Annotated in this window: 10 protein-coding genes and 1 pseudogene; 6 read left to right on the top strand and 5 right to left on the bottom strand. The window is 59.2% G+C overall.

Features of this window, described 5'->3' with window-relative positions; genetic code table 11:
- Nucleotides 1-35 precede the first annotated feature (35 nt).
- The 3 genes from phnX to phnW are packed head-to-tail and all read right to left on the bottom strand — an operon-like array spanning nucleotide 36 to nucleotide 3,446.
- A complete protein-coding gene (phnX, locus tag ACTG2J_RS09615) occupies nucleotides 36-875 on the bottom strand; it encodes a phosphonoacetaldehyde hydrolase (RefSeq protein ID WP_113739956.1) in 840 nt (279 codons plus the stop codon).
- Nucleotides 868-2,307, bottom strand: coding sequence for an aspartate aminotransferase family protein (locus ACTG2J_RS09610; protein ID WP_113739955.1), 1,440 nt, complete (start codon nucleotides 2,305-2,307; stop codon nucleotides 868-870). Before ACTG2J_RS09610 ends, phnX begins: the two co-directional genes overlap by 8 nt.
- Nucleotides 2,304-3,446, bottom strand: a complete 1,143-nt coding sequence (phnW, locus tag ACTG2J_RS09605; RefSeq protein ID WP_113739954.1) for a 2-aminoethylphosphonate--pyruvate transaminase — start codon at nucleotides 3,444-3,446, stop codon at nucleotides 2,304-2,306. The genes ACTG2J_RS09610 and phnW overlap by 4 nt, the downstream gene beginning before the upstream one ends.
- 265 nt (nucleotides 3,447-3,711) lie before the next feature.
- On the opposite strand from phnW, the gene phnR reads away from it, so the two are divergent.
- From phnR to ACTG2J_RS09575, 6 genes and pseudogenes are all read left to right on the top strand, one after another.
- Nucleotides 3,712-4,419 (top strand): phosphonate utilization transcriptional regulator PhnR, encoded by a 708-nt coding sequence (gene phnR / locus ACTG2J_RS09600; protein WP_005352498.1) that lies wholly within the window; start codon nucleotides 3,712-3,714, stop codon nucleotides 4,417-4,419.
- A gap of 120 nt (nucleotides 4,420-4,539) precedes the next feature.
- Nucleotides 4,540-5,559 (top strand): putative 2-aminoethylphosphonate ABC transporter substrate-binding protein, encoded by a 1,020-nt coding sequence (locus ACTG2J_RS09595; RefSeq protein ID WP_113739953.1) that lies wholly within the window; start codon nucleotides 4,540-4,542, stop codon nucleotides 5,557-5,559.
- A 272-nt stretch (nucleotides 5,560-5,831) separates the two neighbouring features.
- A complete protein-coding gene (locus tag ACTG2J_RS09590; protein WP_425855296.1) occupies nucleotides 5,832-6,926 on the top strand; it encodes a putative 2-aminoethylphosphonate ABC transporter ATP-binding protein in 1,095 nt (364 codons plus the stop codon).
- Nucleotides 6,923-8,658: pseudogene (locus ACTG2J_RS09585) on the top strand (putative 2-aminoethylphosphonate ABC transporter permease subunit). The gene ACTG2J_RS09590 and the pseudogene ACTG2J_RS09585 overlap by 4 nt, the downstream one beginning before the upstream one ends.
- 18 nt (nucleotides 8,659-8,676) lie before the next feature.
- Nucleotides 8,677-10,083, top strand: a complete 1,407-nt coding sequence (locus ACTG2J_RS09580; RefSeq protein ID WP_113739950.1) for an FAD-dependent oxidoreductase — start codon at nucleotides 8,677-8,679, stop codon at nucleotides 10,081-10,083.
- Between the two features lie 517 nt (nucleotides 10,084-10,600).
- On the top strand, nucleotides 10,601-12,103 hold the full coding sequence (locus ACTG2J_RS09575; RefSeq protein WP_162628419.1) for a hypothetical protein: 1,503 nt from the start codon (nucleotides 10,601-10,603) through the stop codon (nucleotides 12,101-12,103).
- 136 nt (nucleotides 12,104-12,239) lie between these two features.
- Here the strand turns inward: ACTG2J_RS09575 and sucD are convergent, their stop codons facing one another.
- Both sucD and sucC read right to left on the bottom strand, forming a co-directional pair.
- Nucleotides 12,240-13,112, bottom strand: coding sequence for a succinate--CoA ligase subunit alpha (gene sucD, locus ACTG2J_RS09570; RefSeq protein ID WP_005333542.1), 873 nt, complete (start codon nucleotides 13,110-13,112; stop codon nucleotides 12,240-12,242).
- Complete coding sequence (sucC, locus tag ACTG2J_RS09565; RefSeq protein ID WP_005361097.1) at nucleotides 13,112-14,278, bottom strand: ADP-forming succinate--CoA ligase subunit beta; 1,167 nt, start codon at nucleotides 14,276-14,278, stop codon at nucleotides 13,112-13,114. Before sucC ends, sucD begins: the two co-directional genes overlap by 1 nt.
- Nucleotides 14,279-14,337: the final 59 nt, after the last annotated feature.

The following is a 14,337-nucleotide window of genomic DNA, read 5'->3' as shown; positions in this document are numbered from 1 at the left end:
CCAGCCAAGCGCTTTTGTTAGACCAAGCAGATGGCCTACGGCCGCTCGCCAGCGGCCAAACGGCGGTTGATATCGGCGATAACCGGGGCGATGTCGGCCAGGGTATCAATCACATAGTATGCCCCCGCCGCCCGCAGTTTGGCCTCGGCCGGTGCGCGCCGGGCGGCGATCTCCGCCTCGCTCATGGCGACAAACTCTTCCCAGGTGGCGCCAAACTCGTTGCCGGAAACCGACAATCCCACCGTCCACATGCCCGCGTTAAGCCCTTCGCTAATACCCGGCACGGCGTCATCCACCTTGATGCAGCGATGCACGGCGCTTATTCCCAGCTCAATCACGTTGGCCAGCGCCATCCAGGGGCCGGGGCGACCACCGGCTTTGAGGTCATCGGTGGCGACCCAGTGATCCGGCCGATAGCCGTGATCGGCCGCAGCAGGTACCAGCGCCTCCATCACCGGACGGGGATAACCGGAGCAGGAGCCGATTTTCATCCCCTGCCCCCGCAGAGCGTCCAACACCGGCAGCACACCGGGGATGGGGGCGGCAAAGCGGGTCACGGCGGCAATCTGCAGCGGCATAAAGGTGTGATAAATGTGATCCACCTCGGCGTGGCTCATGGGGTGGCCGAAGCGAGCCTGCCAGCGCGCATCCACCGAGGGCAGACGGCCCAGTGCGGCGATATGATCCCACTTGCCAAGGCCCATGGGCTGGCGTGCTTCGTCCAGGGTCACGGGAAAGTCATAGGCGCGGGCGAAGGCCTCGACGAAGATGGAGGTGGGGGCGAAGGAGCCGAAATCGACGACGGTGCCAGCCCAGTCGAGGATCAGCGCCTCCACATCGGTGGTCGGGTCGATGGCAGTCTGCAAGTCAGTCATGGTGATGTTCCTGTTTCGGTGAAAGTGCGATCTCGCCCAATGCGCGATCGAGAATGGAAATGGCGCGCACCAGATCGGCGCGGGCGATATTGAGTGGGGGCGAGAGCTGGATGACGTTCCCTTGGGAGACCTTGAAGCTGAGCCCCAGCTCCAGACAGCGGTAGAGCAGCCGCTCGGTGGCCTGGCTATTGCGGGTGCGACTCTGGTGATCGACCACCAGATCGAGCGCCCAGAGCATACCAATACCGCGCACCTGCCCGATCAGCGGGTGACGCTCGGCCAACTTGCCGAGCTCGGCCGCCATAAAACGGCCATCCTCCTGCGCTTTTGCCAGCAATCCCTCTTCACGGATGGTAGTGATGGTGGCGAGCGCCGCCGCGCAGCCGATGGGGCTCTTCTCGTGGGTGTAGTGACCGAGCGAAATAGCTGCGGCCTGATTGAAACGGTCGCGGGTGATGAGCGCCGCAAACGGCACCACCCCGCCCCCCAACCCCTTGCCCAGACAGATGATGTCGGGTTCGATGCCGAACTCCTCGAAGCTGAACCAGTGGCCGGTGCGGCCCAGGGCATTGGGGATTTCGTCGACGATCAACAGCACCTTGTGGCGATCGCAGATCTCCCGCACCCGCTGCCAGTAGGCCTTCGAGGGCACCTGTACGTCGGTGTTACGGATGGGCTCGGCGATAAAGGCGCCGATCCCTCCCTCCTTCTCGATGACGTACTCCAGATAATCGGCGTAGTGCAGGTCATCCCCCTCCCCGCGATACCAGACGCCGCGATAACGGGTGGGCGGCGGGATGCGCTCCACTCCGGCCATCAAGGGGCCCATACCGGCGCGAAAACAGGCCTCGCCGCCGACCGAGATGGCATCGAGGGAGGCGCCGTGAAAGGCATCCCACAGGGACACCACCTTGCTGTTGCCGGTGATGAAACGGGCAAGCTTAAGAGCAATCCCCACCACCTCGCTGCCGCCGGGGGCGAACAGCACCCGGTTGAGATCGCCGGGGGCCAGCTCGGCCAGGGTGCGGGCACAGTCGATGGCAACCTGATGGGTGTAGCGGCGGGGCGCAAACGGCAGATCGGCGAGTTGCTGCTGCACCGCGGCCACCACCCTGGGGTGGCCGTGGCCCAGCTGATGGACGCTGTTGCCGTGAAAATCGAGGTAACGCTTGCCCGATACACTGGTCAACCAGCTCCCCTGCGCGCGCTCAAGCAGATCCAGACAGGGGGTGGAGAGTGCCTGATGGAGGAAGTAGCGGCTATCCTCAGCCAATCCCGCCTGCACCGCCTCGCACTGGTCTGCCCACCAGCGCGCCCGCCCCTCGCCGAGGTTGATATCCCCTTCGCTGTCGGCGCGGCCGCTGCCGTGCAGCTTATGGTCATGCAAATCGCGGCCACGCAGATCACGACCCTGAGCCAGCATGCTGGTCATCGCGCGTCCCCTTGCCAGTAGCAGGCGCTGGCCATGGCGGCGAGCAAGCTGCGCACCCGCTCCGGGGTCACGTCGCCGATATTGCCGATACGGAAGCAATCGGCCTGGGAGACCTTGCCTGGATAGATAACAAAACCCTGCGCCTTGAGCCGCTGGTAGAAGTCGGCGAAGCGGTAGTCAGGGTGGGCCGGAGAGTAGAAGGCGGTGATGATGGGAGATTGCCATTTTTCTGGCAGCAGCGGCGCAAAGCCGAGCGCCGCCATCCCCGCCACCAGCGTGCGCTGATTCTCGCTGTAGCGCTGATGACGGGCTTCAATGCCCCCCTCCTCGTCCAGCTCGCGCAGGGCCTGGGCAAAGGCAAGCACGGTATGGGTGGGCGAGGTAAAGCGCCACTTGCCCCCCTGCTGCTCCATGGTCTGCCACTGGGCATGCAGGTCGAGGGAGACCGAGCGGGCGCGCCCGGCGCAGGCCGCCAACGCGACGCGGCGAGCGATGACAAAGCCAAAACCCGGCACCCCCTGAATGCACTTGTTGGCCGAGCTGATGAGAAACTCGATGCCAAGGCGACCCATGTCGATGGGGATACCGCCAAAGCTGCTCATGGCATCGACGATCAGGCGGATGCCGCGGCGCTGGCAGAGCTCAGCTACCTCTTCAAGGGGGTTGAGCATACCGGTGGTGGTCTCGCAGTGGACCATGGCCAGATGGGTGATCTCGGGGTGGCGCGCCAGCATCGCCTCGATGGCGGTGGGCTCCGGGCGGGTGGTCTCACCGCAGTCCAGCTCGTGGTGGCGCAGGCCAAGGCAGCGGGCCATCTCCCCCATGCGGGCACCGTAGGCGCCGTTGTTGATGATCAGCAGACACTCATCGACGCCGATCGCCGAGCCCAGCACACTCTCCACCACATAGCTGCCACTCCCCTGCAGCAGCACGGCGCTGTAGTCACTTTGATATTCCGGGCCAGTGGCCAGCCGCACCAGCTCGCGGCGGATGGGCTCCACCACCCCCTGGTTGTAGTCCGCATCCCAGGTGCAGCTGTCTTGCAGCATGGCGGCACGCACAGTCGCGGTGGTCGAGAGGGGGCCCGGGGTCAGCAGCAGGTAATCGACGGCGCCGGGGGCCGCAGGAATATGGGTCATGACTTCGCTCCTTTTGGTATATACCAGAATGAGCGCATTGTGGGTAACTGCCCCGCCAAGGTCAAAGGGGTGGCGCTACGTGCAACAAAAAATTCATTTTCAGCGCCGGGATCGCGATAATCTAGGAAGCCTGAACAGCAGGGGCGATACTGGTATCTACCAACGCATGTTGATGTTGCCGTGTAACGACCGGGCAGATGACCTGCCCTATGCCCAGCCCATTGCCCAACTCATTGCACAACTTATTGCAAAACCAGGGATTTTCATGAGCAAACCGCAATATCTGCAGATCAAGGATGCCCTCGCCAACCAGATCCTGGCGGGGGGTCTGGCCCCCAACGACAAGCTTCCCTCCGAGCGGCTGCTGGGGGAACTCTATGGCACCACAAGAGTCACCATCCGCGAGGCACTGGTGCAGCTGGAGGCGAACGGCCTTATCTATCGGGAGGATCGCCGCGGCTGGTTCGTCACTCCGCCGCGCTTTCGCTTGAACCCCAGACGCACCTCCAACTTTCACCAGATAGTGCGGGAGCAAGGGGGAGAACCGCACACCGAGCTGCTGGAGAAAAGCCGCCAGGCGGTGCCGCCCGCGTTGATGGCGCAACTGCAGCTCAAGCCGTTCGACAGCCTGTTTCTGCTAAAACGGCTGCGCTACGCCAACGGGCGCGCCATCTGCTACTGCGAGAACCACTGCCTGCCAGAGCGGGTGCCCGGCCTGCTGGCACTGGATCTCAACGGCAGTCTGACCGAGATCTACCAGGCCCATTACGATCTCCACTACGCCCGCATGCAGGTACGTTTCTTCCCCACAGCCCTGCCGGACGAGGTGGCCAAGGCGCTGGGGGCCACCGCCGGTCTGCCCGCCCTGCGCCTCGAGCGGCTCAACTTCGATCAGCACGGACGGGTGCTCGACTTCGATCTGGAGTACTGGCGCCACGATAGTCTGGAGATCGAGGTGGATACCCAGGATTAGTCACGGACAAATCAGGAACGGCAAAACGTCACGGGGCTGTCACGGTCACGTCATAAAGATCCCCTAGCCTCTCTCTCGACCAATCTGGTTTATACCAAACCAATTTAACTGGAGAAGAGGATGAAACAGGGAACCCATCTGCTGGCCGCCGCCATGCTGGCAGCCATGACAGCCCCGGCACTGGCCGCGACCGATCTCACCGTCTACACCGCCTTCGAACCGGAGCAGCTCAACGAGCTGAAAACCGCGTTCGAACGCCAGCATCCGGATATCAACATCAAGTGGGTGCGTGACTCCACCGGCGTGGTCACCGCCCGCTTGCTGGCAGAAAAAGCGCAGCCCAAGGCGGATGTGGTGTGGGGACTGGCCGCCACCAGCCTGATGCAGCTCGATCAGCAGCAGATGCTCAATGCCTATGCCCCGAAAGGGCTGGATAAGCTCGACAGCCGCTTTCGCGACAGTAAGGCCGAGCCGCACTGGATCGGTCTGGACGCCTTCTTCAGCGCCATCTGCTTCAACAAGGTAGAGGCGGAAAAACAGGGGATCCCGGCGCCCACCAGCTGGGCCGACCTCACCAAGCCCATCTACAAGGGCAAGGTGATCATGCCCAACCCCAGCTCCTCCGGCACCGGTTACCTGAGCGTTGCGGGCTGGCTGCAGACCATGGGCGAGCAGCAAGGCTGGCAATTTATGAACGGCCTGCACCAGAACATCGACCGTTACACCCACTCGGGCTCCGCCCCCTGCAAGCTGGCCGCCAGCGGTGAAACGGTGATCGGTATCTCCTTCGACTTCCCGGCGACCAGCCTCAAAGCCAAGGGAGCCCCCATCGAGGTGGTGTTCCCGAAAGAGGGATCGGGCTGGGATATGGAAGCTGCCGCCATCATCAAGGGCACTCCCAAGCTGGATGCCGCCAAACAGCTGCTCGACTTTGCCGCCACCGAACAGGCCAACGCCCTCTACAACAAGTCGTTCGCCGTGGTCGCCATCCCCGATGTAGCCCAACCGAGAGCGGGCTATCCGGCGGATATCAAAGGCCAGATGATCGACAACGACTTTAGCTGGGCTGCCCGCGAGCGCAATACCATTCTGGCCCAGTGGAGCGCCAGCTTCGACGGCAAGACCGAAGCCAAGCAGTAAGCGTGAAGGGCTGCGGTTTGTTCACACCCCACACACCGCCACCAATAAACTGCCAGTCGAAGGCCAACAGGTGTTGGCCTTCGCTTTTTGGTTTTAACTTCCCGAGTTTGTATTGCCTTCAATTAGCGACGCCTCGCCCATCCGCACGGTGCCAAGCCACCTGCTGTCGACCCGTCGTCATCTGACTGTCATCAAGCTGTCATCCCCCGATCACCTGACCGTCACACTTCCCCCGCAAACTGGTATATACCAAATCAGTAGCGAGTCGAACCATGACCCAGCCCTATCTGGACATTCAACATCTCAACAAGCAGTTCGGTGCTTTTCAGGCCCTCAAGGGGATCTCTCTGACCATTGAGCCGGGGGAGTTTATCTGCTTTCTCGGCCCCTCCGGCTGCGGCAAAACCACCCTGCTCAGAGCCATCGCCGGGCTGGATCTGCCGGACAGTGGCGAGATCTGGCAAGGGGGGCGCAACATCTCCCGCCTGCCACCCCAACAGCGCGACTTTGGCATCGTGTTTCAGTCCTACGCCCTCTTCCCCAACCTGACGGTGGCCCAGAACATCGCCTTCGGCCTTGAGAATCAGGGGCTGGCACGGGATCTCATCAAGGAACGGGTAGATCACTGGCTGGGGTTGGTGGATCTCACTGCCCAGTCCCACAAATACCCGAGCCAGATCTCCGGCGGCCAGCAGCAGCGGGTGGCGCTGGCCCGGGCCTTGGCTCTCTCCCCCGGCCTGTTGCTGCTGGACGAACCGCTCAGCGCGCTGGATGCGCTGGTGCGCACCCACCTTCGCAGCGAGATCCGCGCCCTGCAGCAGCGCCTTGGCATCACCACCATCATGGTGACCCACGATCAGGAAGAGGCGCTGACAATGGCCGATCGCATCGTGGTGATGGAAGGCGGCCGCATCGTACAGGTGGGCACCCCGCAGGAGATCTACCACCAGCCTGCCAGCCGTTTCGTGGCAAGCTTTGTCGGCACCATGAACTTCCTCGACACCCTGGTGCTGAGCCCCACTCAGGTGCGCCTCAACGAACAACCGCTGCAGCTTGCCAACCGGGCCGCCGCCGGCAGCAAATTGCAGGTGGCGATCCGCCCTGAGGCGATCACCCTGAGTGCGCCGAGCGAGCTGTCTCTTGGGCAGCACGGCATCGACGCTCAGATTGATCAGGTGGAGTTTCTCGGTGCCGCCCAGCGCCTTATCTGCACCGCCGACACCTATCTGGGCCCGCAGCAAATTCTGGTGGAGCGCCCGACCCACGAGCTGCCCCGCCACGAACAGGGTGGCTGGCGCAGCGGCATGCGCTGCTCGCTGCACTGGCCTGCCGGGGCGATGCAGCTGTTTGAAGGAGAGCGCCCATGACTGCCCCCATTGCGACCTCCTCCCTGCTGCCACCAGCGACAGCCCGCCAAGACTCTCGCTGGCAGCGGCTCTGTCGCGGCTGGAGCCGGGATCAGCTGCTGCAACTGTTCCTGCTTGCGCTCGGCATCGCCCTGCTCACCGGCGGTCTGCTGCTGCCACTGCTCACCATGTTGCAAAAGAGCCTGCAGGATGAGAACGGCCTCTGGGTGGGCCTTGCCAACTTCAGCGCCTACTTCGACTCCCCTCATCTGGGGCGCACCATCGGCAACACCCTCTGGCTCGGGGTGCTGATCACCGCGCTGGTGGTGACCATCGCCTTTGGCTACGCCTATGCCCTCACCCGCACCTGCATGCCGGGCAAGCCCCTGTTTCGCCTCATCGGTTTGATCCCGCTCCTGATGCCCTCCCTGTTGCCCGCCATCAGTCTGGTCTACTGGTTTGGCAATCAGGGGATCGCCAAGGGGCTACTTGGCGGCGAGAGCATCTACGGCCCCATAGGCATCGTCATTGGTCTGGGCTTCTGGTGCTTCCCCCACGCCCTGATGATCCTCATCACGGCGCTGGGTCAGAGCGATGCCCGCCTCTATGAAGCCTCCCGGGTGCTGGGCAGCAGCGGCTGGCGCACCTTTGTCACCGTCACCCTGCCTACCGCCCGTTATGGCCTGCTCAGCGCAGCCATCGCGGTCTTCACCCTCACCATCTGCGACTTCGGGGTTGCCAAGGTGATTGGCGGCCAGTACAGCGTGCTGGCCACCGACATCTACCGGCAGGTGATCGGGATGCAGAACTTCTCGCTGGGCGCCGTTGCCAGCGTCACCCTGCTGCTGCCGGCGCTCGTGAGCTTTGCCCTGGAGCACAGAGTGCGCAGCAAGATGCAGGAGCAGAGCAGCACCAAGGCGGTGCCCTATCAGCCCAAACCCCATCGGCTGCGTGACCTGCTGGCGCTCGGCTGGTGTACCCTCTGGCCCTGCTGTTTCTGGCGCTGGTGGGGATGGCGGTTTACGGCTCCCTGGTGCAGTTCTGGCCCTACAACCTCGAGCTGACGCTGGATCACTACGCCTTTGACAGCAATAGCGTCTACGGCTGGCAGCCCTTTACCAACACCTTGCAGCTGGGCCTCTATACCGCGCTTATCGGCACCGTGCTGGTGATGGTGCTGGCCTGGGCGCAGGAGAAGGGGCGCCACTTTGCGCCGCTGCGCCAATTGCTACATCTGCTTGCCATGCTGTCGCTGGCGGTGCCCGGCATGGTGCTGGGGCTGGGTTATATCTTCTTTTTCAACGGCAATCCGCTCTTTGGCGGCCTATACGGCACCCTGCCGCTGATGGTGCTCTCCTGCGTCATCCACTACTACACGGTGGGCCATATGACGGCGCTGACCAGCCTCAAGCAGTTGCCCAAGGAGCTGGAGCTGGTGGCCATCTCATTGCGCATTCCGCTCTGGAAGGCGTTCTGGCGAGTCACCCTGCCCGCCTCCCTGCCCGCGCTGCTGGAGATCTTCATTTACCTGTTCGTCAACGCCATGACCACCACCTCGGCGGTGATCTTCCTCTACTCGAGCGACAGCGTGCTCGCCTCCATCGCCGTGCTCAACATGGAGGATTCCGGCGATACCGCCGCGGCTGCCGCCATGGCCACCCTGATCCTGCTGGCCGCCGCCACCGTCAAGCTGCTCCAGCTCTTTTTGAGCCGCGCCCTGCTGGATCGCACCCAGCGCTGGCGCCACCAATAACCTTATCGAGGAGTCATCATGTCCACTCTCCCCTTCTGGCTGGCCGAAGCGCTCGCCGCCGAACAACCCGCACCGCCCACGCCCCTAGTCGGCAACCACGAGGCCGATGTCTGCATCGTCGGTGGCGGCTTTACCGGGCTGTGGAGCGCCATCGCCCTTAAACAGGCCGAGCCCCACCTGCACGTCATAGTGCTGGAAAAAGATCGCTGCGGCAGCGGCGCCTCCGGGCGCAACGGCGGCTGTTTGCTCACCTGGTCGGCCAAGTATTTGACGTTAAGGCGCCTCTTTGGCGAGCAGCAGGCAGCCTGGCTGGTACAAAGATCCGAGCAGGCGGTGCACGAGATCGCCCACTTCTGCGAAACGCACAACATAGAGGCAGAGCTGAGGGTCGAGGGCACCTGCTACACCGCCACCAGCGAGGCCCAGCGTGGCCTGATGGAGCCGGTATTGCGGGAGCTACAGCGCGCAGACCTTAACCAGTGGCAGGCGATTGAAGAGGGTGAACTGGCGAGCCAGTGCGGTTCCCACGTTCATCTGGAGGGGCTCTACAGCCCCCACGCGGGCTCGGTGCAACCGGCGCTCTTGGTGCGCGGCCTGCTGCGGGTAGCGCGGGAACTGGGGATCGAGGTCTATGAGCACTCCCCCATGCAGCGCCTTGAGGCGGGCCAGCCAGCGCGGGTGCAAACACCGCAAGGTGAGGTACGTGCCCGCAAGGTGGTACTGGCCCTCAACAGCGCCATGGTGCAGCACTTTCGCGAGTTTCGCCGCAGTATCGTGCTGGTCTCCTCCGATATGGTGATAACCGACCCCGCGCCGGATACACTGGCTGCCCAGCAGCTTGAGCACGGCCGCAGCGTGGTGGATGGCCGCACCTTTGTCCATTACTACCGCTCCACTCCACAAGGGCGGCTGATGCTGGGCAAGGGGGGCAACACCTTCGCCTTTGCCAACCGCCATCTGGCCGAGTTTGATGCCCCCAGCCGTTACCTTGCCCCCCTTACCCGCACCCTGCGCCGCTTCTTTCCGGCGCTCAAAGAGGTGCCCATCGCCGCCAGCTGGTGCGGCGCCTCCGACCGCTCGGTAGATGGCCTCCCCTTCTTCGGCCACTGGCGAGGGCAGCCCAATATCGTCTATGGCCTCGGCTACTCAGGCAACGGAGTGGCGCAAAGCTGGATGGGCGGCCAGCTCCTGGCGGCCCTGGTGCGCGATGAAGTGCGGGAGGAGGACAAGCCTTGGCGTGAATGCGCGCTGGTCAGCGGCCCGCGCGGCTATTTTCCGCCCGAGCCGTTTCGCTGGCTGGGCGCCATGGCGGTGCGCAACGCCATCAGGCGCAAGGAGCGTGCGGAAGATGAAAACCGCCCGGTGGCCTGGTATGACAAACAGCTGGCCAAACTTGCCGATGCGGCGGGCAAGGCGGATAAATAGCCTTCCCAAGACCATATTTATTGAAACTGCCGCCCCTTGGGTCGGCAGTTTACAGGTGAAACCAGAGGGACATTATCAAGCAACATGACCAGCTGATTGACCCCTGCGTCAGCAGAATTGATGCATCAGCAGGACAGCTCCAGACAACGTTGACGCTGCGCAACAATCTTGGTTTGTTCAATTCTGGCGGCAGGCAATAACTATGACATACTCCCCCCCATAATCCGAATTCGTGTCGCTTTTTAAAGTCAAGAGTTCAAAAAATCGCCACCAATCACCTTGTTAACAAATTTATTGATCTCCGACTGCTTTTTGTCTTCATTCAGTTTGCATAGTTCACTGCGTCAGTTACCATGCCTCAATTGAGGATAAACCGCCTTAGTTGATGTTGTTTTCTAAGGTTGCATTTTCAATAAAGATTATATTGGGTTGTGACTTTAAGAATTAGCTTTCGTTTGAGTGATTATTATATTTCATACTTACATGACATTTTGTATTAACTTTTTTGGTGTTATTTATGAGTCGCTGGATAGAAAATTTTGAAAAGCATCCCTTCCAAGATACTTGGTCTCAAATTGTATCGTTAAAAGATAGTATCAACTCAGATGATAAAACAGTCATCACCGATACAACTGAAATAGCAAGACTCAAGAAAGTTGTAGCATTTATAAATGAACTTTTATTAGCCTGCGACCCAGAATTAATACCAGAACAAACATGGAGCAATTTTTCAAGCCAAGCTACTGCGTGTCTGCAAAGCATATCGAGCTTTAATAGCAGCCGAAATATTCAACATATCATTCAAGCCAACTCTAACTTGGATAATCTGTTAACTTATATACGCCCATACCAAGTAATAACAGGAAAGGCAGCTAGAGCGGCTAAAACAGCCTTTTCATCCTATACAAAAGAGATTTCTATAAGCCTAGACTCAATTAATAGAGAAATCACCACAAAATTTGACTCTATCCAATCTGACGCCGATTACCTGTTAGATGAAATTGAAAAAATAAAGAATAACGCAGCATCAGAACTGGAAAACTGCGAAATAATTAGTGAAAAAATCACAAACCTAGATGAAGGTTATTTTAATAACTCCGTGAACAAAAGTTTAAAGACTAGGATGGAAGAGTTTGAGTCAGAAATAACTCAAGCCCATGAAAAAATACTGAATTTCTCTGAAATTCTCTTTGAGGGAACTTCAACCGATGACTCTGTAGAACAGAAAATAAACGTTGCTCTCGATAATATAGAGTCAGATGCGAAAGAAAGCGCATCCCAACTTGTAAAGCTCAGGTCAAAGATTGATGACTTCAGTAATTATTACAATCTAGTTTTTGGTGAACTTCAGGATGATGAAAATAGAAAAGGAGGATTGAAATCAGAAATTGACACTAGAAAAAAAGAACTAGAAAAATTCAAAGAAACTCAAGAGTTAAAATATAAAACTCTTGTTGAAGAGATAGAGAGTTTACTCCCTAGTGCAACTAGCGCTGGTTTAGCAAGCGCATATAGAGAAATGAAAGTCAGCTTTGATGGTCCGATTATTCAAAACACAATAATATTCTACGGTACAATTGCCTGTTTAATTTTTACTGCACTTGTATCAATGACTCAAGAGCTTGGTTGGTTTTATATAAAGTTTCATAACATTCCAGAATTAACAACATTGGCCTCTAATATTTTATATAAAGCACCGATAATTATACCTGTAATTTGGTTAGCGTTGTTCTCTTCAAAAAGAAGAAGTGAAGCATTACGTTTACAGCAAGAATATGCGCATAAGGAAGCCTTGGCAAAATCATTCCAAAATTTCAAGGCTCAAATTGAGGCGTTAGGGGAGGAAACCCCTGTACTCATGAATAAACTTCTTGAGGCAGCCATTGATGCTGTATCAAAAAATGCATCAGACACATTAGATAAGAAGCATGGGGACAAGACACCTGTTCATCAAACACTTGATGGAGCACTTGACTCATTAGGAAAGATAAAGGCTTTATTCGAATCTAAAAAACCTTAACCATAGTTAAAATTAGATTGTAAGTTCGAATCGCAAAAAGCTAATTCGTGCTTACGATAAAGAAGAACGTATCCATCATAATAAAAACGCCGCCCATCGGGCGGCATTTTTATTATAGATAACGGGCTAACGGGAATTACCAGCCGGTTACTTCGCGCAGGGCCTTGCCGATATCGGCCAGGGAGCGGACGGTTTTCACGCCAGCATCTTCCAGCGCGGCAAACTTCTCGGCGGCGGTACCCTTGCCACCGGAGATGATGGCGCCAGCGTGGCCCATCCGCTTGCCGGGAGGGGCAGTAACACCCGCGATATAGGAGACCACCGGCTTGGTGACGTGGGCCTTGATATAGGCGGCCGCGTCTTCCTCGGCGTTACCGCCGATCTCGCCGATCATCACGATCGCTTCGGTCTGCGGGTCGTTCTGGAACATCTCCAGAATGTCGATAAAGTTGGAGCCCGGGATGGGGTCGCCACCGATACCGACGCAGGTGGACTGGCCAAAGCCCTCGTCAGTGGTCTGCTTGACCGCTTCGTAGGTCAGGGTGCCGGAGCGGGAGACGATGCCCACCTTGCCCGGCTTGTGAATGTGGCCCGGCATGATGCCGATCTTGCATTCACCCGGGGTGATAACGCCCGGGCAGTTGGGGCCGATCATCCGCACGCCGGTCTCTTGCAGCTTCACTTTGACGTCCAGCATATCCAGCGTCGGGATGCCTTCGGTGATGGTGACGATGAGCTTGATGCCCGCGTCGATCGCTTCCAGGATCGCGTCCTTGCAGAACGGCGCCGGCACATAGATGACGGAGGCGGTGGCGCCGGTCGCTTCGACCGCGTCACGGACGGTGTTGAACACCGGCAGGCCCAGATGGGTGGTGCCGCCCTTGCCCGGGGAGACGCCGCCCACCAGCTGGGTGCCGTAGGAGAGCGCCTGCTCGGAGTGGAAAGTACCCTGACCGCCGGTAAAGCCCTGGCAGATGACTCGGGTGTCCTTGTTGATCAGTACGCTCATCAGTTGGCCTCCGCTGCTTTGACGACTTGCTGCGCGGCATCGGTCAGACTCTTGGCCGCAATGATGTTGAGGCCGCTCTCGGCCAGCTTGATACCACCCAGCTCGGCGTTGTTGCCTTCCAGACGGACCACGACGGGCACCTTGACCCCCACTTCCTTGACCGCACCTATGATGCCTTCCGCGATCATGTCGCAGCGCACGATGCCGCCGAAGATGTTGACCAGCACCGCTTTGACGTTGCTGTCGGAGAGGATGATCTTGAACGCCTCGGTCACCCGCTCCTTGGTGGCGCCACCGCCGACGTCAAGGAAGTTGGCCGGCTTGCCGCCGTGCAGGTTGACAATGTCCATGGTGCCCATGGCCAGACCCGCGCCGTTGACCATGCAGCCGATGTTGCCATCGAGGGCCACATAGTTGAGCTCCCACTGGGCGGCGTGCGCTTCGCGGGGGTCATCTTGTGACGGGTCGTGCATCTCGCGCAGCTTGGGCTGACGATACAGTGCGTTGGCATCGATGTTGATCTTGCCATCCAGGCAGTGCAGGTTGCCCTGCGCGGTGATCACCAGCGGGTTGATCTCCAGCAGCGCGAAATCGCAATCCAGGAACATCTGGCCCAGACCCATAAAGATCTTGGTGAACTGTTTGATCTGATCGCCGACCAGACCCAGTTTGAAGGCCAGTTCGCGGGCCTGATAAGCCTGCGGACCCACCAGCGGATCGATGGCCGCCTTGTGGATCAGATGGGGGGTTTCGTGGGCAATCTTCTCGATATCCACGCCACCTTCGGTCGAGGCCATGAAGACCACGCGGCGAGAGCCACGGTCAACCACGGCGCCCAGGTAGAGCTCTTTGGCGATGTCGGTGCAAGATTCCACCAGGATCTTGGTGACCGGCTGGCCGTTGGCGTCGGTCTGGTAGGTCACCAGATTCTTGCCAAGCCAGTTCTGGGCGAAAGCACGGATCTCATCCTTGCTCTTGGCCACTTTCACGCCGCCCGCTTTACCGCGGCCACCGGCGTGTACCTGGCATTTTACGACCCAGGTATTGCCGCCAATCTTGTCGGCCGCTTCGGCCGCTTCTTGTGGGGTAGCACAGGCATAACCTTCGGAGACCGGCAGGCCATACTCGGCAAACAGCTGTTTTGCCTGATATTCATGCAGATTCATAGATGCTCTATCCGTGTTGTAGGTATTTCCGTCCGGGGCTGGTGTTTCTCAATCCCCTG

Origin of the sequence: Aeromonas sp. 6P (assembly GCF_051919525.1) — a bacterium.
Lineage (GTDB): Bacteria > Pseudomonadota > Gammaproteobacteria > Enterobacterales > Aeromonadaceae > Aeromonas > Aeromonas veronii.
Note: the sequence above shows the minus strand (reverse complement) of the source record. Positions and strands in the feature narration are given on the sequence as shown.

What these genes read in the sequence shown, in the direction of transcription:
- phnX (WP_113739956.1), bottom strand. Translation starts at nt 875, where the DNA reads ATGACTGACTTGCAGACTGCCATCGACCCGACCACCGATGTGGAGGCG.
- ACTG2J_RS09610 (WP_113739955.1), bottom strand. Translation starts at nt 2,307, where the DNA reads ATGACCAGCATGCTGGCTCAGGGTCGTGATCTGCGTGGCCGCGATTTG.
- phnW (WP_113739954.1), bottom strand. Translation starts at nt 3,446, where the DNA reads ATGACCCATATTCCTGCGGCCCCCGGCGCCGTCGATTACCTGCTGCTG.
- phnR (WP_005352498.1), top strand. Translation starts at nt 3,712, where the DNA reads ATGAGCAAACCGCAATATCTGCAGATCAAGGATGCCCTCGCCAACCAG.
- ACTG2J_RS09595 (WP_113739953.1), top strand. Translation starts at nt 4,540, where the DNA reads ATGAAACAGGGAACCCATCTGCTGGCCGCCGCCATGCTGGCAGCCATG.
- ACTG2J_RS09590 (WP_425855296.1), top strand. Translation starts at nt 5,832, where the DNA reads ATGACCCAGCCCTATCTGGACATTCAACATCTCAACAAGCAGTTCGGT.
- ACTG2J_RS09580 (WP_113739950.1), top strand. Translation starts at nt 8,677, where the DNA reads ATGTCCACTCTCCCCTTCTGGCTGGCCGAAGCGCTCGCCGCCGAACAA.
- ACTG2J_RS09575 (WP_162628419.1), top strand. Translation starts at nt 10,601, where the DNA reads ATGAGTCGCTGGATAGAAAATTTTGAAAAGCATCCCTTCCAAGATACT.
- sucD (WP_005333542.1), bottom strand. Translation starts at nt 13,112, where the DNA reads ATGAGCGTACTGATCAACAAGGACACCCGAGTCATCTGCCAGGGCTTT.
- sucC (WP_005361097.1), bottom strand. Translation starts at nt 14,278, where the DNA reads ATGAATCTGCATGAATATCAGGCAAAACAGCTGTTTGCCGAGTATGGC.